Origin of the sequence: Ramlibacter sp. (assembly GCF_050250995.1) — a bacterium.
Classification (GTDB): domain Bacteria; phylum Pseudomonadota; class Gammaproteobacteria; order Burkholderiales; family Burkholderiaceae_C; genus Ramlibacter.
In genome coordinates, this window is record NZ_JBFWNP010000022.1 from 37,786 (window position 1) to 55,146 (window position 17,361).

Sequence of the window (17,361 nt, forward strand, 5' to 3'; positions counted from 1 at the left end):
CGACTCCGATGCTCGTCAGACTTCTCTATTGCAGCCGCGCCGTCGACGCCAGCCCCGAGGCGATCGAGTCCATCCTGAACAAGGCCCGCGAGCACAATCCGGCGGCCGGCGTCACGGGCATCCTCTGCTGGGGCGGCGACATCTTCCTGCAGTGCATCGAAGGCGGCCGCATGCAGGTGAGCGAGCTGTTCGGCCACATCCAGCGCGATGCGCGCCACAAGGACGTCGCGCTGCTCCACTACGAAGAGATCTTCGAACGCCGCTTCGGCGGCTGGACCATGGGGCAGGTCAACCTCAACAAGATCAACCACTCGGTGCTGCTGAAGTATTCCGAGAAGCCCGAGCTCGATCCGTACAGCGTGTCGGGCAAGGTGTCGCTCGCCCTGCTGGAAGACCTGATGGCCACCGCCGCGATCTGCGGACGGGTCTGAGTCCAGTGTCGCCCACGCTCGTGGGCTGCGATTTTTCCAGCAGCCCCACGCGGCGCAAGCCGATCGTCCTCGCGATCGGAAGCGAAGAGCGGGGCCGCGTTCGACTCGCGCGGCTGGTGAAGCTCGAATCCCTCGATGCCTTCGCTCGGTGGCTCGGCGAAGACGGCGAATGGATCGGCGGCTTCGATGTCCCTTTCGGCCTGCCGCGCGAACTGGTGGAGCAACTGGGCTGGCCGACCGAGTGGCGCGACTGCATGGCGCACTATGCCTCGCTGTCCCGCCCCGCGATCCGCGAGACGTTCGCCGCTTTCTGCGACGCACGGCCCGCGGGCTCGAAATTCGCGCATCGCCGCTTCGACCGGCTCGCCGGCTCGAGTCCCTCGATGAAGTGGGTGAATCCGCCGGTGGCGTACATGCTGCATGCCGCGGTGCCGTTGCTGCTCGAAGCCGGCGTGAGCATGCCGGGCCTGCAGGCGGGCGACCCGCGGCGGGTGGCGCTCGAAGCCTATCCGGGGCTGCTCGCGCGCGAACTGATCGAGCGGCGCAGCTACAAGAGCGACGAACGCGCGAAGCACACGCCCGAGCGCCTGATCGCGCGCAAGGACCTGCTCACGGCGCTGGAGCAGGGCCGCACGCGCCTGGGCTTGCGCTTGAAGCTCACGCATGCGCAGCACGACCTGCTCGCCGACGACGCAAGCGGCGATTCGCTCGACGCCGTGCTGTGCATGGTGCAGGCCGCGTGGGCGGCGAAGCAGGGCGCGCCGCTTTATGGGCTGCCGGCCGATCTCGACCCGCTGGAGGGATGGATCGTGAGCGCGTGATGCGCGCGACTCAACGCTGCGGCATGTCCTTGACCGAGTAGCCCAGGCTCACCGTCGCATCCTCGGGAATCGCGGGCATCGTCAGGTTCCATGCCTCCCACGCCTCGCGGAGGGAGGCGAGCCGTGCGGGATCGCGCCCCGCGAGATTCGCGCGCTCGCGCGCGTCGGCCGCAATGTCGAACAGGTAGTCGTGCCCGTCCACGCGCAGGTACTTCCATCGGCCATCGCGCAGGGCGCGCTGGCCGCGATGGTTCATGCGCCAGTGCATCGGCCGTGCGAAGGCGTGCGATGCATCGCGCAGCACCGGCAGCAGCGAAACGCCGTCGAGCGGATACGCCGCATCGCCCGCCACGCCCGCCGCGTCGAGGACGGTCGCCGACCAGTCCATCGTCATGCAGTGCTGGGGGCTGACGCCGGCTGAACGAATCACGGAAGGCCAGTGCGCGATCCACGGCACACGGATGCCGCCCTCGGTCAGGTCCATCTTGCCGCCGACCAGCGGCCAGTTGTCCGAGAAGCGCTCGCCGCCGTTGTCGCTCGTGAAGATCACGAGCGTGTCATCCTCGATGCCGTTGCGGCGCAGCGCCTGCATCACCGAGCCGATGCCTTCGTCCATGTGATGGATCATGCGGCGATAGGTCTCGACGTTGCCGCCGTCGAGGTGGAACAGGTTGGACCTCACGTCCGGCGCGAGATGCGCGTCGTCGCGCGTCTCCCACGGCCAGTGCGGCGCGGTGAAGTGCAGGCTCAGGAAAAAGGGCGAAGACGCGCTGGCCATGCGGTCGACGTAGTCGCAGGCGCGCCGCGACAGCAGGTCGGTGAGGTAGCCTTCCTCGCGACGCTCCTCATCGCCGAGCCACAGGTCGTGCTGCCCGTCCGATCCGCAATGGGTGAAGTAGTCGACGCCGCCCGACAGCGGCCCGAAGAATTCCTCGTAGCCGGAGCGCAGCGGCCCGAACGCGGGCGGATAACCGAGGTGCCATTTGCCGATGAGGGCCGTCCGGTAGCCGTTCGCACGAAGCAAGGAAGGCACCGTCGGATGCTCCGGCGGCAAGCCCAGCAGCGGATTGCTGCGGCTTTTCGCGCGCATCGGCTCGTCGAGCGCGGCGCGCAGGCGATACTGGTAGCGCCCGGTCATCAAGGCGAAGCGCGTGGGCGAACAGACCGGCGAATTCGAAAACCCCTCGGTGAAGCGCAGCCCTCGCGACGCGAGCGAGTCGAGCACCGGCGAGACGCGGCCGAATTCCGCATCGCGCCCGCCGTAACAGCCGAGGTCCGCGAAGCCCAGGTCGTCGGCCACGATGAAAATGACGTTGGGCCGCCTCATCGCCTCACCATGCCCCTCGAGGCGCTCGACGGGAGCGGGCATGTCGAGCCGTGCGCATTCCTGGATTCCCCATCTTCGTCAATCGAGCGAAACGCCCGTGGCCTTGATCGGCTTCTCCCAGCGCGCGAGGTCCGCGCGCTGGGCGGCGGCGAGCTCGGCGGAGTTCGAGCCCACGGGCTGGTAGCCGAGCTTCACGAGCCGCTCGTGCATCGCCGCCTGCTTCACGGCGCGGGCCACCGCGCGCTCCAGGCGCGAAAGCGTTTCCGGCGCAAGGCCGGCGGGCGCGTACATCGCGAACCATGCGGTCGCCGCCATGTTCACCCCGGATTCCTTCAGCGTCGGCACTTCCGGGACCTGGACGTCGCGCGACTCGCCGGTCACGGCGACGATGCGCACCTTGCCTGCGCGATGCAGCTCCGCCGTCTCGGACACCACGTCGAACTTGTAGCCGATGTGACCGCCGACGAGCGCGTTGTTCGCGGGTCCGCCCCCCTGGAAGGGAACATGCGTGAACGGCACGCCCGCGCTCTGCTCCAGCAGGACGCCCATGAAGTGGGGCAGGGTGCCCTGGCCGGGCGTGCCGTAGGTGGCGCTCTTCGGGTCGGCCTTCGCCTTGGCGAGCATCTCGGCCACGGTCTTCACGTTGCTCGCCGGTCCGGAGACCACGCCGAACTGGAAGTGGGCGATCAGCGAGACCGGCGTGAAGTCCTTGACCGCGTCGTACTCGAGCTTCTTGTAGACGTGGGGGAAGAGCACCATGGGCCCGCTCGGAAGGATGATGACGGTCTGCCCGTCCGGCTTCGCGGCCTTCGTCGCGGCGAGCGCGACGCGGCCCCCCGCGCCGGCGCGGTTCTCGACGACCACCGTGCCGAAGTCGTCGCGAAGCCCATCCGCGACGAGTCGCGCGATCACGTCGGCCGATCCGCCCGGCGGAAAGCCGACCAGAATCTTCAGCGGCGGCTTGTCCTGCGCCGCCGCCGCGCCGGCCAGGGCGCAGAGCAAGGCGCCCACGGTGAGTATCGATCGCATGTCCGTCTCCATCCGGCGGCCGGAAAGCGGGCGCCTGAAGCACTTTAGTTGGTGGAGAATCGATTGGTCAATTCAATCATCTGCCCGACAAACCCCAATGCACCCGTCCACGCTGGACCGGCCTTCGAGGCTCGCGCGCCACGACCGCCCGTACGATGGCAGGTGACGGGTTCGCCGTCGACCGCTGGCTCGCTGCCCGCGACTGGAGCGCCTTCCCCTTCCAGCAGGAAGCATGGCAGGCCATCGCCGAGGGGCGCAGCGGCATGCTCCACGCCACCACCGGCGCAGGCAAGACCTACGCCGTGTGGCTCGGCATGCTCGAAGCGTTGCTGCGCACGCATCCGCCCGGCCGCGCCGCCGAGCCGCTGCGCGCGATCTGGCTCACGCCGATGCGTGCGCTGGCCGCCGACACCGCGAAGGCCCTGAGCGCGCCGCTGCGCGACCTCGCGCCGAGCTGGACGCTGGGCCTGCGCACGGGCGACACGCCCGCGGCGGAGCGCGCGCGGCAGGACCGCCGCATGCCGACCGTGCTGGTCACGACGCCCGAGTCGCTCACGCTCATGCTCACGCGCGAGCGCAGCCGCGACGAACTGACGGGGGTCGAATACGTCGTCGTCGACGAATGGCACGAACTCATCGGCAGCAAGCGGGGCGTGCAGGCGCAGCTCGCGCTCGCGCGCCTGCGGCGCTTCAACGGGCGGCTCGTCACGTGGGGGCTCAGCGCGACCATGGGCAACCTCGAGGAAGCGATGCACGTGCTGTGCGGACCCGACGAGACGCCCGCGCCGAAGCTCGTGCGCGGAAAGATCGACAAGACGCTCGTGATCGACACGCTCATTCCGCCCGACCCCGGCAAGTATTCCTGGGCGGGCCATCTCGGCGCGCGGATGCAGCAGCCGGTGGTGGAGGAGATCGAGAAGTCCGGCACCACGCTCGTCTTCACCAACGTGCGCTCGCAGGCCGAGATCTGGTATCAGCTTTTGCTCGAAGCGCGGCCGGAGTGGGCCGGGCACATCGCGCTGCATCACGGCTCGCTCGACAAGGCCACCCGCGAGTGGGTCGAGAACGGACTGAAGGAGGGCACGCTCCGCGCGGTCGTCGCCACGTCCTCGCTCGACCTCGGCGTGGACTTCCTGCCCGTGGAGCGCGTCCTGCAGGTCGGCTCCGCCAAGGGCATCGCGCGCATGATGCAGCGCGCCGGCCGCAGCGGCCATGCGCCGGGGCGCCCGAGCCGGCTCACGCTCGTGCCGACCAACACGCTGGAGCTGATCGACGGCGCGGCCGCGCGCCACGCCATTCGCCAGGGAATCATCGAGCGGCGCGACGCGCCGCGCAAGCCGCTGGACGTGCTCGTGCAGCACATCGTCACGCTCGCGCTCGGCGGCGGCTTCCACGAGGACGCGCTCTACGAGGAAGTGAAAGGGGCCTGGTCCTATCGCGAACTCACGCGCGCCGAGTTCGACTGGGCGATGGCCTTCTGCGAGCGCGGCGGCGAGAGCCTCACGGCTTACCCGGAGTACCGCCGCATCGTCCGCGACGACGGCGGCCTCTGGCGCGTGGCCGACCCCGGCATCGCGAGGCGGCACCGCCTGGGCATTGGCACCATCGTGAGCGATGCGGCGATGCAGGTGAAGTGGCTGACCGGCGGCAAGCTCGGCACGATCGAGGAGGGCTTCATCGCGCGGCTGCGCAAGGGCGACTGCTTCTTCTTCGCCGGGCGGCTGCTGGAGTTCGTGCGCGTGCAGGAGATGGCGGCGTACGTGCGCAAGGCGACGAAGAAGAAGGGGACGGTTCCGACCTGGCAAGGCGCCAAGATGGCTTTCACCAGCGAGATGAGCGAGGCGATCCTCGAGATGCTGCAGGTCGCGGCCGAAGGCGAGTACGACGAGCCCGAGCTGAAGGCCGCGCGGGCCATGCTGCAGACGCAGGCGCGCCTGTCGAAGATCCCCACGCCGACGACGCTGCTGGTCGAGACGTACAAGTCGCGCGAGGGCCAGCACCTCTACATCTACCCGTTCGCCGGCCGCAACGTCCATCTCGGACTCGCGAGCCTCATGGCATGGCGGCTCGCGAAGCTGAGTCCCAACACGTTCAGCCTCTCGATCAACGACTACGGATTCGAACTGATCGGCGCGGCGCCCTTCGACGTGGAGCCGGTCGCCAGCCAGGCGATCTTCGGCACCGACGGCCTGATGCAGGACGTGCTCGACTCCCTGAATTCGTCCGAACTCGCGCAGCGCCGCTTTCGCGAGATCGCGCGCGTCTCGGGCCTGATCTCCACCGGCTATCCGGGGCAGCCGAAAAGCGCCAGGCAGCTGCAGGCGTCGAGCGCGCTGTTCTACGAGGTCTTTCGCAAGTACGACAAAGGCAACCTGCTGCTGACGCAGGCCGACAACGAAGTGCTGAGCCAGGAACTGGAAATCTCGCGCCTTGCCGAGACGCTGCGCAGCATGCAGCGCAAGACGGTGGACTTCGCGCCGCTGCGCCACCCGAGCCCGATGAGCCTGCCTTTGATGGTGGAGCGCTTCCGCGAGACGCTCACCACGGAACAGCTGTCGCAGCGGCTCGATCGCATCCTGAAGGACATGGAACGCGACACGGGCGGCTGACTTCCTACAGCATTCGCGACCGTGCCTGTCTAAAGTGAGTGCATGAGGACGTTGTGGGCCATTTCCATCTGCGCCGCGCTCGCCGCCTGCGGCGGGCGCGGCATGCAGGTGCATTCGGATGTTGCCGAAGCGCAGGCTCCCGCGTCATCGTCGGAAAGTGGGGGCGCGGATGTCGTGTCGATGGGCGATGCGGCCCCGGTCCCTTCATCTTCGAGCGATGCGGCGACGATCGTTGCCGCACCGAACGCCGACCCCAGCGATGCCGACATCGCCGACGCGCTGCGCGCCGCCTTCCGGCACGACGCCGAACTGGGCGAGTTCGTCATCGACGTCGACAGCAAGGACGGCCTCGTGATCCTGAGCGGCGTGACGGCGAGCGAAGCGGCCAAGCGCCGTGCCGGGGACTTCGCGCGCGCGATGCCGCGGGTCCAGGCGGTGAGCGACCAGCTCACGGTCAAGCGCGGGTAGCGTCCGTCATCACCGCCTTCGCGGGAATGACGAATCCGTCAGACCGCCGTTTCCTGCACGCAGGCGCTTTCGTTTCCCGCCACCGGCTTGTGCATCCCGTTGGCCTTCACGTCGCGAATGAGGTCATGCACGTAGCGCAGCTTCGTGAGCGCACCGACCGAAAGCGCGAACGGGTACGCATCTTCCTGGCCGAGACTGCGGTTGAGGCTGTTGACCAGGAGCGTGACGGGCACCCATTGCTCCACCAGCGTCTCGAAGTTCGGCATGCCGGTCTCGAAGGGATTGGTGACCTCTTCCGCTTCCTCGTCGTCGCGGAGGGAGATGTGCGTGTTGTACGAGGCTGCCGTCTCGAGCAGGTCCACCATGTGCAGGTAGTGCGCCCAGGTCTCGGCCCAGTCCTCCCAGGGGTGGGCGGTTGCGTACACGCTCACGCTGCGGTCGCGCCAGTCCGCGGCGCCGCCGTTGGCGTAGTAGGCCTGCAGCGCGGCGCCATAGTCCTGGGTCTCGTCGCCGAAGATCTCGCGATAGCTCTCCTGGCGGCCGCTGTCGGCGACGAGGCGGTCCCAGTAGTAGTGCCCCGACTCGTGGCGGAAGTGTCCGAGCAAGGTTCGATACGGCTCGTGGAGCGCGACGCGGCGGCGAACGCGCTCCTCGTCGTCGGCCTCCGCGACGTTGAGCGTGATGACGCCGTTGCAGTGGCCCGTCATCACGGACTGGCCCGGCACGTCGGCCATGAATTCGAAGACGGGTCCGTCGGGCTCGCCATCCGCCGGCGTGGGCGACAGCAGCCCCAGCTTGGCGAGCGAATAGAAAAGGCGCCGTTTGGCGACCTCGATGCGATACCACCGCTGCTGATTTTCCGGCAGCGACAGGTCGGGAAGGATTCGGGTAAGTCGGCACGAAGCGCACAAGGGGTTCGCGTCGGCCGCGGGTACGGCGAAATTGCACGACTGCCAGGTGTCGTGGTTGTGGCACATGCGGTAGTGCGAGGTCGAGTTCCTGCGCCGGGCGCGAGTTCGCGGGCGCCACAGGCCGTCCTGCTTGGGCACGGGCTCGATGGCCGCCATGTTCATCCGGTCCGGCAGGAAAGCGAGCGCGCTTTCGCAGCGCAGGCAGGTCACGTTCTCGAAAAAGACCGGGTGTCCGCAGTACTGGCAATGGAACGTCTTCATTCTTTTCTTTCCCCTCCCGCCGGCCCCGCGCGGGGGCCGGCTTCATCCGCGATTACGGGCGGACGACCAGGTTGTTGCGCACGCCGCGCACGCCGCGGGTGTTGCGCGCGATCGACTCGGCGACGCTCTTTTCCGTGGCCGACTTCGCGAAGCCGGAGAGCGACACTTCGCCGTTGAGCGTGTCGACGTTGATCGACAGGCCGCCGGTGTTCCTGTCCTCGATCAGCTTCGCCTTGACGGCGGTCGTGATCGTGCGGTCGTCGACGTAGGTGCCGACGTCGGTCTGGCCGCGCATCACGGCGCAGCCGGTGCCGGCCAGCGTGGCGCCGAGGAGGACGGCAAGTGCGAGTGCTCGGGTGTTTTTCATGGGAGGCTCCCTTTCATGGTTTCGGTGCGGTTGCGGGTGAAATGCTTGCCGGGCCGCCGCACCACGCGTCCCGGTTTGCGATAACTGAACGGTTCAGGCGTCGGGCCCGCGGTGGTCTTTCTCGTAGTCGGCGGCGGACAGCGCCGAGAGCAGCACGTGAGAGAGCTGCGAGGACTTCACGACGGCGATCAGGATCGTCGTCACGGAAATCAGGCGCCACGGCCGGGCGATCATGACCAGCGCGCCGGCTGCCATGGAGATCGCCAGGAGCTGCTTCGGGTTGGAGCGCGCGTACGAGCGGAACACCGGCGACGCGATCTCCACCGCCATCTGCGCGGGGTGATAACGCCACCACATTTCCAGGCCGTGCCTGACGCGGGCGAACCAGCCTCCGCCGCGACGCGGCGCAGGCGGCACGCCGCGCCCGGCCCCGGAGGACGGAGAGGGCGCGGAAGCCTGGGACCCTTGCCCCGCCGGGGCCGCATTCGACTTGCGCGCATCGCGATGCGCGACCGGCCCCGCCTCGCGCGGGTCGTGCCGGCGCTCGCCGCGGTGGATCTGCTCGACGATCGCGAGGCGCGTCTGCGCGAGCTTGCGCGCCGCCTCGGATGGGGGACGTTCGTTGCTCACGAACGCGCCCCGATGGCGCGCAGCGCTTCTGCATCGGCATCGAGCTGCGCCCTGAGTTCGCTGAAGGCCTTTTCCGGCATCTGCCGGCGCGCGACGGCGAACGCCGCGATCGCGGCGAGCAGCGGCACGGCCGGCACGAGAACAAGCGCCCACGAGAAGCGCTCGTTGACCGCGCCGAGCATGATTGCGACCCCCGCGAGCACGATGAACAGCAGGAAGGCCACGATGCACGCGCCCCAGGCGATCGCGCGTTTCGCGACCTGGCCGCCGACGTTCGACGCCTCTTCGCCGATCAGCGCGGCGTAGCCCGCGACGTGCTCGATGACGAGCTCCGGCTTGCGAATCAGGACGGTGAGGATCGGGTGCATGGCGCTCGCGCGGCTCGCGTCAGATTTCGTCGGAGCGCTGGTGGCGGCGCAGCGCGATCACGATGCCGGCGACGGCGGCGCCCACGGCGGCGGCGATCACCGCGGACTTCAGGGGATGCTCGCCCACGTAGCGCGTCGTCGCGCGCGAATATTCGCCCAGCTGACGCTGCGCCGTCGAAGCGCCGCCCGCCAGCGAGCTCATCCCGCGATTGGCGTAGTCGCTCGCGCCGGTACGCAGGCCGCGGACCTTCTCGCTCGCGCGCTCCATGGCGTCGGCGGCGATGCGGCGGGTGTTGTCGAGTGCGTGCTGGGTATCCATGATGGTTCCTCTCGATGGCTGTTGAACGGAAGACGAAATCGCCTGACTGGAGTTTGAAGGCACGGAAGAGCCTGCGGTGTAGTACCGCATGCCGCCGGGCGTCGGCGGCGGCGCGTGCCCTGCGTAGGAATGCGCCGACAGGCGCGGGGATTCAGGCGGCGGCCGTATCGGGCGGCGAGGCGGGCTTGGGCAGCATCGCGGCGATGCGCGTGCCCTGGCCCGGTTGCGAGTACACGCTCAGCTTGCCGCCGGCGGCCTCGACGCGGTGCCGCATGCCCGCGATGCCGTGCGTCGACGGCTTCATCTTGCGCGTGTCGAATCCCTTGCCGTCGTCGCGGATCTCGACTTCGACGTGGTTCGTGTAGTTGCGCAGGCTTACGTCGATCTGCTTCGCGTCGGCGTACTTGCCCACGTTGGTGAGCGACTCCTGCACCAGACGGTAGATCGTGAGCTGGCGCGACTCGTCGAGCTCGACCGTCTCCAGCACGGTCGTGACCTCCACCCCCGAGCGCTCGGAGAACTCGCGCGCGAGAATCTCGAGCGACGCGGTGAGCCCGAGGTTCGAGAGCGAGGACGGCCGCAGGTCCTCGATGATGCGGCGCTTCAGCGCGATGCCCGCGTTGAGCGACTCGGTCAGGTGCTGCAGCCGCTGGCCGATCTCGGGCGTCGACTGCGTGCCCAGCCGCGATTTCAGGCGGGCGACGTCGAGCTTCGCCGCCGTGAGGAGCGCGCCGAGTTCGTCGTGCAGTTCGCGCGCGAGGTGCCCGCGTTCTTCCTCGCGCACCTGTTGCAGGTGGGTCGCGAGTTCGGCCAGGGTCGCGGTGCGGTCGCGCACCTGCACCTCGAGCAGGTCGCGCTCCTGCTGCAGCGCGGCCTGCTGCCGTTCGCCGGCGAGCTTCAGGGCCGTGGTCTGCCGCAGGTACAGATAGAACGCAAGCAGCGCGAAGAAGGCGACGGCCGCGATGCCGATGCGCGAGAAGGCCAGCGTGCGGTGGACCTGGGTCTGCCCGATCTCCATGCGGCTCGTGGCGGTTGCGACCAGCTTGCCGGTCTGCTCGCGGATCGCATCCATGTGCTCCTTGCCGACGTCCGTCATCAGCACGAATTTCCAGGCGTCCTCGTTGCCCTGCTTGCGCATGCGAATCGAAAGTTCCAGTTCGGCGAGCTTGCGCTGGACGTTGCGGGAGGCCTGCCCGAGGATGGCGGACTCGTCCGCATTGTCCGCGTAGATCGCGCGCAGGCCGTCGAGGTTCTGGCTCACGTCGGCCACGGCCGCGTTGTAGGGCTCAAGGTAGCGGGGGTCGCCCGTGAGCAGATAGCCGCGCGTGCCGGTCTCCGCGTCGACCACCTGCTGCATCAGACGGTTGAGCTGGCTGCGGGTCCGGGTGTACTCGGCAATCTCATCCAGCGCCTGCCGGGATTGTGTGTAACCGATTTCGTTGATGGCGATGAGCGAGCCCGCCGCAAGCACCGCGAGGAGCAGGCTGATGGCGTGTCGCGGAAGTCGTTCGGCCAATCTCAACCTGAAACCTCGTTGTTGTGCATAAAATCGATGCAATGGATGGCTCAAGGGTAGGCCATTTCCCCGCGCAAGTGGGGCACAATGAAATTCAACGCGTCACGCGGAAGGTAGTGAGCATGATCAAAGTCGGCATTGTGGATGACCACGCCATCGTGCGGTCGGGCCTCAAGCAATTCTTCTCCGAGCAGGTCGACCTGCGGGTGGTAGGCGAGGCATCCAGCGGCCGCGAGGCGATCGACCTGGTGCGGGTGACCGAGATGGACGTCCTGGTGATGGACCTCTCCATGCCCGGGCAGAGCGGCATCGACGCGCTGGGCATGATCCGCGCGAAGGCGCCGGACGTCGGCATCCTGATTCTCTCGGGCTACCCCGAGGAGCACTACGCGATGAACCTGATTCGCCAGGGCGCGAGCGGCTACCTCAACAAGGAGTGCGAGCCGATGGAGATCGTCAACGCGATCCGCACCATCGCGCTGGGGCGCCGCTACATTTCGCCGGCCGTGGCCGAACTGCTCGCTCAGCAACTCAATCGCAAGGAAGGCGGCGCGCCGCACGAGCAGCTGTCCGAGCGCGAGTTCCAGGTGTTCCTCAAGCTCGCCAAGGGCGAGACCGCGGGCGACATCGCGAAGGCGCTGTCGCTGAGCGTGAAGACCGTGAGCACGTACCGCACGCGCCTGATGGAGAAGATGAACCTCTCCTCCAACAGCGACCTGACGCACTACGCGCTGAAGAACAAGCTGATCGACTGAAGCGGACGGGGGCCTTTCAGGCCCCGGTGCCTTCCGCGAGCGCCAGGCAGTAGTCGATCAGCGCATCGATCTCGTTCGATTTGTCGAACACGGCGTCCGCGCCCATCTGCGCGCAGCGCTCCCGCATCTCCGCCGTCGCATAGTTGCTGAGCACGATCACGCGCTGCTCGGCGCCGCGGTTGCGCGCGGCCTCCAGCACGCCGAGGCCGCTTCCCTGCTTCAGGAACAGATCGACGATGGCGAGGTCCCATTCCCCGACGTTGGCGGCGAACCACGCCTGCGCCTGCGCTTCGGTCTCCGCCCAGCCCAGCGGCGTCACCGATGCGAGCTCTTCGAGGGTCCCGATGAGATTCTCGCGAATGGTCGCGTTGTCTTCGACGATGTAGGTTTTGAGCTGCACGGGAGGGACGGCCGGGCGGCGCGGGCGTCGACTTTCGTTGGAGGGATTCTGCCAGTGGATCGCCCGGCCCCCCGTAGGATGAGTCTTACGGCCGGGCTGTGTAGGCCGAAGCCGACAGCCGCAACCTCCTGTGACCGACTGTTTCCGATTGCGACGGGTTGCAGACTCCCGCGAATGAAGCTGTTCGCCTGCACCCTGATCATCTTCTTCGGCACCCTGATGGCGGCCGCCCTCGTCGCCTTGGGCGAACCCGGCCAGGCCGAGGTGGAGTTCGTGCGCGTCAGCGCCCAGTCGCTTGCGCCCAAGGCCGCGCCGCCGCAGGAGCCACTGGTCGTGGCGCGATGGCTGGGCCTGCGCTGAAGCGCTTCGCCGTCGCCGCCTTCGACGCCCGTCAACGGGCTCAGCGCTCGAACTTGGAGAGCGTGCTCACGTAGTCGTGCGCCGCGGTGTGGATGGTCGACACGCGGTATTCCACCGGCCGGTCCCCGAAACTCAATGCGACACGGTGGACCTCGAGCATCGCGCAGCCCGCACTCACCCCCAGCATGCGCGCGACCTCCGTGCTCGCGTGAACGGCGCGCACACGCTCGCGCGCACGCAGCACGCTCAGGCCGAAGTCGCTCTGGTAGAGACGGTAGATCGTGCTCGGCCGCTCGCGAAAACGTTTCTCGGTGAGCCCTCGAAAGACGAAGGCGGCCAGCACGATGCGGTCGTGCATCACCGCGCGCCCGGACAGCGACAGGCGATTCTGGATGCGGATCACCGGCTCGCCCGTCCGGATGCGCAGCGCGGCCGCCTCGGTCTCGTCGCTCTTCGCGCGCGCGAATCCCACGCACTCCACCTGCGGCAGCTCGCGCTCCGCGGGCACGGCGTCATGCGCCGGGTCGGGCCGCGGCTCGACGTGGAAGAACTGGAACAGGAAGCGGTCGCTGCTGTGCAGCGCGACAAAGGTGCCGCGCCCCTGCCGGCGCACCAGCACGTTCTCGTGGACGAGTTCGTCGACCGCGCGGCGCAGCGTGCCGATGCTCACGCCCAGGCCTTCGGCGATCACGCCTTCGGCCGGCAGCGTGTCGCCCGGCGTGTAGCGGCCTGTCTCGATCAGCCGCTGCAACTCGCGCTTGACCTGCCGGTACAGCGGACCCGAGCCGCTGGCGGGCAGGGGCGCGAGATGGAGGGCGGGCAGCGTGGCGCGAGGCATGGGGGCCGAGTATAGCGACCATGCCACAGTCATTCATATGAGTCGATTGACGCGCCGCGGCGATGCTGGAAGACTGCAGCGCACGACGACAGGAGGCAGCCCCCCGATGATTCACTTCATCCTGCACGATGCGCGCGACACCGTCGCCGTGGTCGTGGTCGAAGGCGTGAAGGCCGGCGACGAACTCACCGGCTGGATCATGGACGACGACCGCACCGTGAGCCTGCGGGCGCGCCAGGCGATCCCCATCGGGCACAAGATCGCGCTGCGCGACATGCCGGTGGGCGACAAGGCGGTGAAGTACGGCATCGACATCGGCCGCGTGGTCGCGCCCATCGCCGCGGGCGAGCATGCCCACGTCCACAACGTCAAGACACAGCGCTGGTAGGGGGAGACCGGGATGCCTTTCCACATGGACCGCGATTCCACCTTCCTGGGCTATCGACGCGAGAACGGCCGCGCGGGCGTGCGCAACCACGTCATCGTGCTTCCGCTCGACGACTTGTCCAACGCCGCGGCCGAGGCCGTCGCGCACAACATCAAGGGCGTGCTCGCGATCCCGCATCCCTACGGGCGGCTGCAGTTCGGCGCGGATCTCGAACTGCATTTCCGCACCTTGATCGGCACGGGCTGCAATCCGAACGTGGCGGCGGTGGTCGTCATCGGCATCGAGGATGGCTGGACGAAACGGGTCGTCGACGGCATCGCCGCCACCGGCAAACCCGTGTGCGGCTTCGGCATCGAGGGCCACGGCGACCACGCGACGATCATGCGCGCGAGCAAGGCCGCGCGCGAGTACGTGCAGTGGGCAAGCGAGCGGCAGCGCGAGCCGTGCGCGCTGTCCGAGCTGTGGGTATCGACGAAGTGCGGCGAGTCGGACACGACGTCCGGCTGCGGCGCGAACCCCGCGGTGGGCAACGCCTTCGACAAGCTGCATGCGCAGGGCAACTACCTGTGCTTCGGCGAGACGACCGAGCTCACCGGCGGCGAGCACATCGTCGCCGCGCGCTGCGCGAACGATGCGGTGCGCGAGAAGTTCATGTTCATGTTCGACCGCTACCAGGCGGTGGTGGAGCGGCACAAGACCTCGGACCTGTCCGACTCGCAGCCGACCAAGGGCAACATCGCGGGCGGCCTCACGACCATCGAGGAGAAGGCGCTCGGCAACATCCAGAAGATCGGCAAGCGATGCACGGTCGACGGCGTGATCGACAAGGCTGAGATGCCGACGCATCCGGGCCTGTGGTTCATGGATTCGTCGAGCGCCGCCGCCGAGATGGTGACGCTGTGCGCGGCCTCGGGCTATGCGGTGCATTTCTTCCCGACGGGGCAGGGCAACGTGATCGGCAACCCGATCCTGCCCGTCATCAAGATCTGCGCGAATCCGCGCACGGTGCGCCTGATGAGCGAGCACATCGACGTCGACGTCACCGGGCTGCTGCAGCGCGAGATGACGCTCGACGACGCGGGCGATCGCTTGCTCGAATGCATGCTTCGCACGGCGAACGGTCGGCTCACCGCGGCCGAGGCGCTGGGCCATCGCGAGTTCGTGCTGACGCGGCTGTACGAATCGGCATGAAGGTGTCGTTCGACGAAGCGGTGCGGCGCGCGAGCGCGGCGCTGCAGCGCGCGGGCGCGTCCGCGGCGATGGCCGAGAGCACGGCGCGTGCGCTGGTGCTCGCGCAGGCGCAAGGCATCGGCTCGCATGGCCTGTCTCGCGTCGCGCCGTATTCGGTGCATCTGCGCAATGGGCGGGCGAACGGCGCGGCGGTCGCCTCCATCGCGCGCGAGCATGGCGCGGCGCTGCTCGTCGATGCGAAGGAGGGGCTGGCGTTTCCCGCGTGCGAGCTCGCCGTGTCGCGCGGCATCGAGATCGCGAAGCGGCTCGGGGTGTGCTTTGTCGGCGTGACGAACAGCCATCACGCGGGCGTGCTCGTCGATCACCTGCGTCCTGCGGCGGCAGCCGGGCTCGTCGGCCTCGGCTTCGCCAATTCACCGGCGGCGATGCCGGCGGCGGGCGGGCGCCATGCGGTCTTCGGCACGAACCCGGTCGCGGCGATCTTTCCGCGGCGCGGCGGCGATCCGCTGATGATCGATCTGTCGCTGAGCGAAGTCGCGCGCGGCAAGGTGGCCGTCGCGGCGAGCAAGGGCGAGGCGATTCCGGCGGGCTGGGCGCTCGACCGCGATGGCCGTCCCACGACCGACGCGAAGGCCGCGCTCGAAGGCTCGATGCTTCCCATCGGCGCGGCGACTTCGACCAAAGGCGCGATGCTCGCGCTCGTCGTCGAGCTGCTCGTGACGGCGCTCACCGGCGCGCACCACGGCGCGGAGGCGAGTTCGTTCTTCGTGGACGAGGGCAATGCGCCGCGCATCGGCCAGGCGTTCCTGCTGATCGACCCCGGCGCCCTGGCGGGCCGCGCGGTCTACGACGAGCGCATCGAAGCGCTCATCGCGGAGATGCTGGTCGACGAGGGTGTGCGGCTCGCGGGCGCGCGGCGGCTGGAGCTCGAACGCAAGGCGCGTACGGAAGGCATCGAGGTCCCGGACGCACTGTGACGCGCTACACGCGAGTCTCGAACGTCGTGCGCGACAGGGTGGAGCCCAGGCAATATTCGCGGCCGGGACGATCCGGCGAATCGGCCTCGCGAACGATCACGCCGGCAAGCACGCGTCCCGACCTGGTTTGCAGTTCGCAATTCACGCCCCCTGGCATGTGAACGGTGCCGGTGACATCGGGGTTCTCGTCATCGAAGACGATGACCGGGGGAAAGTTCGTGACACCGCGCAGATCGACCTCGAAATCGGTCTTCATCGGATGCACCTTGAGACCGACCGCCTGCAAATGCAGGTCCCCTGCGTCTTGTACGAGGCCGGGCATGCGGTACGTCGCAGCGGCCGCATGGTCGACTCGGGTCAGTCCATTCTCCGCCGCAAGGTCGCTGAGGCACCAGCCGAGTACGACCGGCTTCTCCAGCAAGTCGAGCGCAAGGTCGAGTATTCGTTTGCGTTGCGACCCCGAGGCTTCCGCGGCGTGCGAATCCCGCATCGCCGACAGATCGAGGCTGCCATCCTCCAGGAGGTGGCCGAGCGTTTCCTCGAGGATGTCCTCCACTTCCCCCGGGACGAGCAAAGGTTCGTCCTTGGAGAACTCGGCTTCGATCTCCGCCGGGGTTGCCGTGTGGAACGTGCCATTGGGGTCCGCCCATTGCGCGGACTGAACAAGGCTGGCGTCGCAGGAATGGACGGCTCGCATCCGTAACCGGACGTCGCCGGCCAGGCGTTCCACGGCGTCTTCGAGCGGGGACTTGTCTTCGGCGGGTCCAGGTGCCGCTTCCGAATGGGCCGCGTCCGCGGCGTCCGATCGCCGATTCATTGCCAGCGATTGCGCCGCCGCCTCCGCGAGTTGGGCGACCCGTTCATACAGCGGAAGGACAAATATCGCTCGCGTGCGCTGGACTTCTGCTGCGAGCGCGGGACGGTAGCTGATCGAGTTCGCCGAAACCATGAGCCCCCGGAATCCCGAGTCGGCATTCTCGAGCGCGTCCAGCGCCTCGGCCAGCGGATACAGGATATCGGCAGTCCCCCCTGGCGGAAGACGCATGATCGAGCGACGCAAATCGTCCCAGTTGCTGAGGAACGTGGGCTCTCGGTCGGCGAGATTGCCGAGACTCTTCAGGCGTGCGGAAAAGAAATCGCTTCTGACGGACCGGCTGTCCGCCAGATTCGCAGTCAACTCGTCCAGTGCCTGTGGCGTTTCGCGCAGGAAGCTCCTTCGGAGTCCGGTCAGCCCGGCTCGGAAGTGGGTCAACTCCGGGATGCGAGCCGGGGTCGAGTCCTGCGGAGCCACCCCGCCGGGCAGGCCGATACCTCGGCAGGAAGAAATCGATGGGGTAGACATGACGACAACCTTTGGGAGACGGAAGCGACAGTGAAACGCAAGCCCCGCCGCTG

Annotated in this window: 20 protein-coding genes; 9 read left to right on the forward strand and 11 right to left on the reverse strand. The window is 68.2% G+C overall.

Features of this window, described 5'->3' with window-relative positions; translation table 11 throughout:
- The first annotated feature begins 8 nt into the window (after positions 1–8).
- Together AB7E83_RS15370 and AB7E83_RS15375 are read left to right on the forward strand one after the other, a co-directional pair.
- Positions 9–431, forward strand: coding sequence for a BLUF domain-containing protein (locus AB7E83_RS15370; RefSeq protein WP_428570929.1), 423 nt, complete (start codon positions 9–11; stop codon positions 429–431).
- 5 nt (positions 432–436) lie between these two features.
- Positions 437–1,252, forward strand: coding sequence for a DUF429 domain-containing protein (locus AB7E83_RS15375; protein WP_428570931.1), 816 nt, complete (start codon positions 437–439; stop codon positions 1,250–1,252).
- A 10-nt stretch (positions 1,253–1,262) separates the two neighbouring features.
- Here AB7E83_RS15375 and AB7E83_RS15380 read toward each other — a convergent pair whose 3' ends face one another.
- Together AB7E83_RS15380 and AB7E83_RS15385 are read right to left on the reverse strand one after the other, a co-directional pair.
- On the reverse strand, positions 1,263–2,579 hold the full coding sequence (locus AB7E83_RS15380; protein ID WP_428571008.1) for a sulfatase family protein: 1,317 nt from the start codon (positions 2,577–2,579) through the stop codon (positions 1,263–1,265).
- Positions 2,580–2,657: 78 nt separating this feature from the next.
- Positions 2,658–3,608, reverse strand: a complete 951-nt coding sequence (locus AB7E83_RS15385; protein ID WP_428570933.1) for a tripartite tricarboxylate transporter substrate-binding protein — start codon at positions 3,606–3,608, stop codon at positions 2,658–2,660.
- A gap of 155 nt (positions 3,609–3,763) precedes the next feature.
- Between AB7E83_RS15385 and AB7E83_RS15390 the strand changes: the two genes are divergently transcribed.
- A complete protein-coding gene (locus AB7E83_RS15390; protein WP_428570935.1) occupies positions 3,764–6,217 on the forward strand; it encodes a ligase-associated DNA damage response DEXH box helicase in 2,454 nt (817 codons plus the stop codon).
- A 42-nt stretch (positions 6,218–6,259) separates the two neighbouring features.
- Positions 6,260–6,685: a BON domain-containing protein gene (locus AB7E83_RS15395; protein ID WP_428570937.1), complete on the forward strand. Its 426-nt coding sequence runs from the start codon at positions 6,260–6,262 to the stop codon at positions 6,683–6,685.
- A 38-nt stretch (positions 6,686–6,723) separates the two neighbouring features.
- On the opposite strand, the gene AB7E83_RS15400 is transcribed toward AB7E83_RS15395, so the two are convergent.
- The 6 genes from AB7E83_RS15400 to AB7E83_RS15425 all read right to left on the reverse strand — a co-directional run bounded on the left by AB7E83_RS15400 (position 6,724) and on the right by AB7E83_RS15425 (position 11,057).
- Positions 6,724–7,857, reverse strand: coding sequence for a zinc-binding metallopeptidase family protein (locus tag AB7E83_RS15400; protein WP_428570939.1), 1,134 nt, complete (start codon positions 7,855–7,857; stop codon positions 6,724–6,726).
- Between the two features lie 52 nt (positions 7,858–7,909).
- Complete coding sequence (locus AB7E83_RS15405) at positions 7,910–8,224, reverse strand: BON domain-containing protein (RefSeq protein ID WP_428570941.1); 315 nt, start codon at positions 8,222–8,224, stop codon at positions 7,910–7,912.
- A gap of 93 nt (positions 8,225–8,317) precedes the next feature.
- On the reverse strand, positions 8,318–8,854 hold the full coding sequence (locus AB7E83_RS15410) for a hypothetical protein (protein WP_428570943.1): 537 nt from the start codon (positions 8,852–8,854) through the stop codon (positions 8,318–8,320).
- Positions 8,851–9,222, reverse strand: coding sequence for a hypothetical protein (locus AB7E83_RS15415; protein WP_428570945.1), 372 nt, complete (start codon positions 9,220–9,222; stop codon positions 8,851–8,853). Before AB7E83_RS15415 ends, AB7E83_RS15410 begins: the two co-directional genes overlap by 4 nt.
- A gap of 19 nt (positions 9,223–9,241) precedes the next feature.
- Positions 9,242–9,541 (reverse strand): glycine zipper domain-containing protein, encoded by a 300-nt coding sequence (locus tag AB7E83_RS15420; protein WP_428570946.1) that lies wholly within the window; start codon positions 9,539–9,541, stop codon positions 9,242–9,244.
- A 151-nt stretch (positions 9,542–9,692) separates the two neighbouring features.
- Entirely contained in the window at positions 9,693–11,057 is a 1,365-nt protein-coding gene (locus AB7E83_RS15425; RefSeq protein ID WP_428570948.1) for a CHASE3 domain-containing protein, read from the reverse strand.
- Between the two features lie 122 nt (positions 11,058–11,179).
- Between AB7E83_RS15425 and AB7E83_RS15430 the strand changes: the two genes are divergently transcribed.
- A complete protein-coding gene (locus AB7E83_RS15430) occupies positions 11,180–11,812 on the forward strand; it encodes a response regulator (RefSeq protein ID WP_428570950.1) in 633 nt (210 codons plus the stop codon).
- A gap of 16 nt (positions 11,813–11,828) precedes the next feature.
- Here AB7E83_RS15430 and AB7E83_RS15435 read toward each other — a convergent pair whose 3' ends face one another.
- The gene (locus AB7E83_RS15435) at positions 11,829–12,212 is read right to left on the reverse strand and encodes a response regulator (RefSeq protein WP_428570952.1); all 384 of its coding nucleotides are present in this window, start codon (positions 12,210–12,212) and stop codon (positions 11,829–11,831) included.
- A 174-nt stretch (positions 12,213–12,386) separates the two neighbouring features.
- On the opposite strand from AB7E83_RS15435, the gene AB7E83_RS15440 reads away from it, so the two are divergent.
- Positions 12,387–12,572: a hypothetical protein gene (locus tag AB7E83_RS15440; protein WP_428570954.1), complete on the forward strand. Its 186-nt coding sequence runs from the start codon at positions 12,387–12,389 to the stop codon at positions 12,570–12,572.
- Between the two features lie 40 nt (positions 12,573–12,612).
- On the opposite strand, the gene AB7E83_RS15445 is transcribed toward AB7E83_RS15440, so the two are convergent.
- Entirely contained in the window at positions 12,613–13,410 is a 798-nt protein-coding gene (locus AB7E83_RS15445) for a GntR family transcriptional regulator (RefSeq protein ID WP_428570956.1), read from the reverse strand.
- 106 nt (positions 13,411–13,516) lie between these two features.
- Here AB7E83_RS15445 and AB7E83_RS15450 point away from each other — a divergent pair, with 106 nt between their 5' ends.
- The 3 genes from AB7E83_RS15450 to AB7E83_RS15460 are packed head-to-tail and all read left to right on the forward strand — an operon-like array spanning position 13,517 to position 15,966.
- Complete coding sequence (locus AB7E83_RS15450; protein ID WP_428570958.1) at positions 13,517–13,798, forward strand: UxaA family hydrolase; 282 nt, start codon at positions 13,517–13,519, stop codon at positions 13,796–13,798.
- A 12-nt stretch (positions 13,799–13,810) separates the two neighbouring features.
- Positions 13,811–14,989 (forward strand): UxaA family hydrolase, encoded by a 1,179-nt coding sequence (locus AB7E83_RS15455; protein ID WP_428570960.1) that lies wholly within the window; start codon positions 13,811–13,813, stop codon positions 14,987–14,989.
- The gene (locus tag AB7E83_RS15460; RefSeq protein WP_428570962.1) at positions 14,986–15,966 is read left to right on the forward strand and encodes an Ldh family oxidoreductase; all 981 of its coding nucleotides are present in this window, start codon (positions 14,986–14,988) and stop codon (positions 15,964–15,966) included. Before AB7E83_RS15455 ends, AB7E83_RS15460 begins: the two co-directional genes overlap by 4 nt.
- 4 nt (positions 15,967–15,970) lie before the next feature.
- Here the strand turns inward: AB7E83_RS15460 and AB7E83_RS15465 are convergent, their stop codons facing one another.
- Positions 15,971–17,308, reverse strand: coding sequence for a hypothetical protein (locus AB7E83_RS15465; protein WP_428570963.1), 1,338 nt, complete (start codon positions 17,306–17,308; stop codon positions 15,971–15,973).
- Positions 17,309–17,361: the final 53 nt, after the last annotated feature.

What these genes read in the sequence shown, in the direction of transcription:
- AB7E83_RS15370 (WP_428570929.1), top strand. Translation starts at nt 9, where the DNA reads ATGCTCGTCAGACTTCTCTATTGCAGCCGCGCCGTCGACGCCAGCCCC.
- AB7E83_RS15380 (WP_428571008.1), bottom strand. Translation starts at nt 2,579, where the DNA reads ATGAGGCGGCCCAACGTCATTTTCATCGTGGCCGACGACCTGGGCTTC.
- AB7E83_RS15385 (WP_428570933.1), bottom strand. Translation starts at nt 3,608, where the DNA reads ATGCGATCGATACTCACCGTGGGCGCCTTGCTCTGCGCCCTGGCCGGC.
- AB7E83_RS15390 (WP_428570935.1), top strand. Translation starts at nt 3,764, where the DNA reads ATGGCAGGTGACGGGTTCGCCGTCGACCGCTGGCTCGCTGCCCGCGAC.
- AB7E83_RS15395 (WP_428570937.1), top strand. Translation starts at nt 6,260, where the DNA reads ATGAGGACGTTGTGGGCCATTTCCATCTGCGCCGCGCTCGCCGCCTGC.
- AB7E83_RS15400 (WP_428570939.1), bottom strand. Translation starts at nt 7,857, where the DNA reads ATGAAGACGTTCCATTGCCAGTACTGCGGACACCCGGTCTTTTTCGAG.
- AB7E83_RS15405 (WP_428570941.1), bottom strand. Translation starts at nt 8,224, where the DNA reads ATGAAAAACACCCGAGCACTCGCACTTGCCGTCCTCCTCGGCGCCACG.
- AB7E83_RS15415 (WP_428570945.1), bottom strand. Translation starts at nt 9,222, where the DNA reads ATGCACCCGATCCTCACCGTCCTGATTCGCAAGCCGGAGCTCGTCATC.
- AB7E83_RS15420 (WP_428570946.1), bottom strand. Translation starts at nt 9,541, where the DNA reads ATGGATACCCAGCACGCACTCGACAACACCCGCCGCATCGCCGCCGAC.
- AB7E83_RS15430 (WP_428570950.1), top strand. Translation starts at nt 11,180, where the DNA reads ATGATCAAAGTCGGCATTGTGGATGACCACGCCATCGTGCGGTCGGGC.
- AB7E83_RS15440 (WP_428570954.1), top strand. Translation starts at nt 12,387, where the DNA reads ATGAAGCTGTTCGCCTGCACCCTGATCATCTTCTTCGGCACCCTGATG.
- AB7E83_RS15445 (WP_428570956.1), bottom strand. Translation starts at nt 13,410, where the DNA reads ATGCCTCGCGCCACGCTGCCCGCCCTCCATCTCGCGCCCCTGCCCGCC.
- AB7E83_RS15450 (WP_428570958.1), top strand. Translation starts at nt 13,517, where the DNA reads ATGATTCACTTCATCCTGCACGATGCGCGCGACACCGTCGCCGTGGTC.
- AB7E83_RS15455 (WP_428570960.1), top strand. Translation starts at nt 13,811, where the DNA reads ATGCCTTTCCACATGGACCGCGATTCCACCTTCCTGGGCTATCGACGC.
- AB7E83_RS15460 (WP_428570962.1), top strand. Translation starts at nt 14,986, where the DNA reads ATGAAGGTGTCGTTCGACGAAGCGGTGCGGCGCGCGAGCGCGGCGCTG.
- AB7E83_RS15465 (WP_428570963.1), bottom strand. Translation starts at nt 17,308, where the DNA reads ATGTCTACCCCATCGATTTCTTCCTGCCGAGGTATCGGCCTGCCCGGC.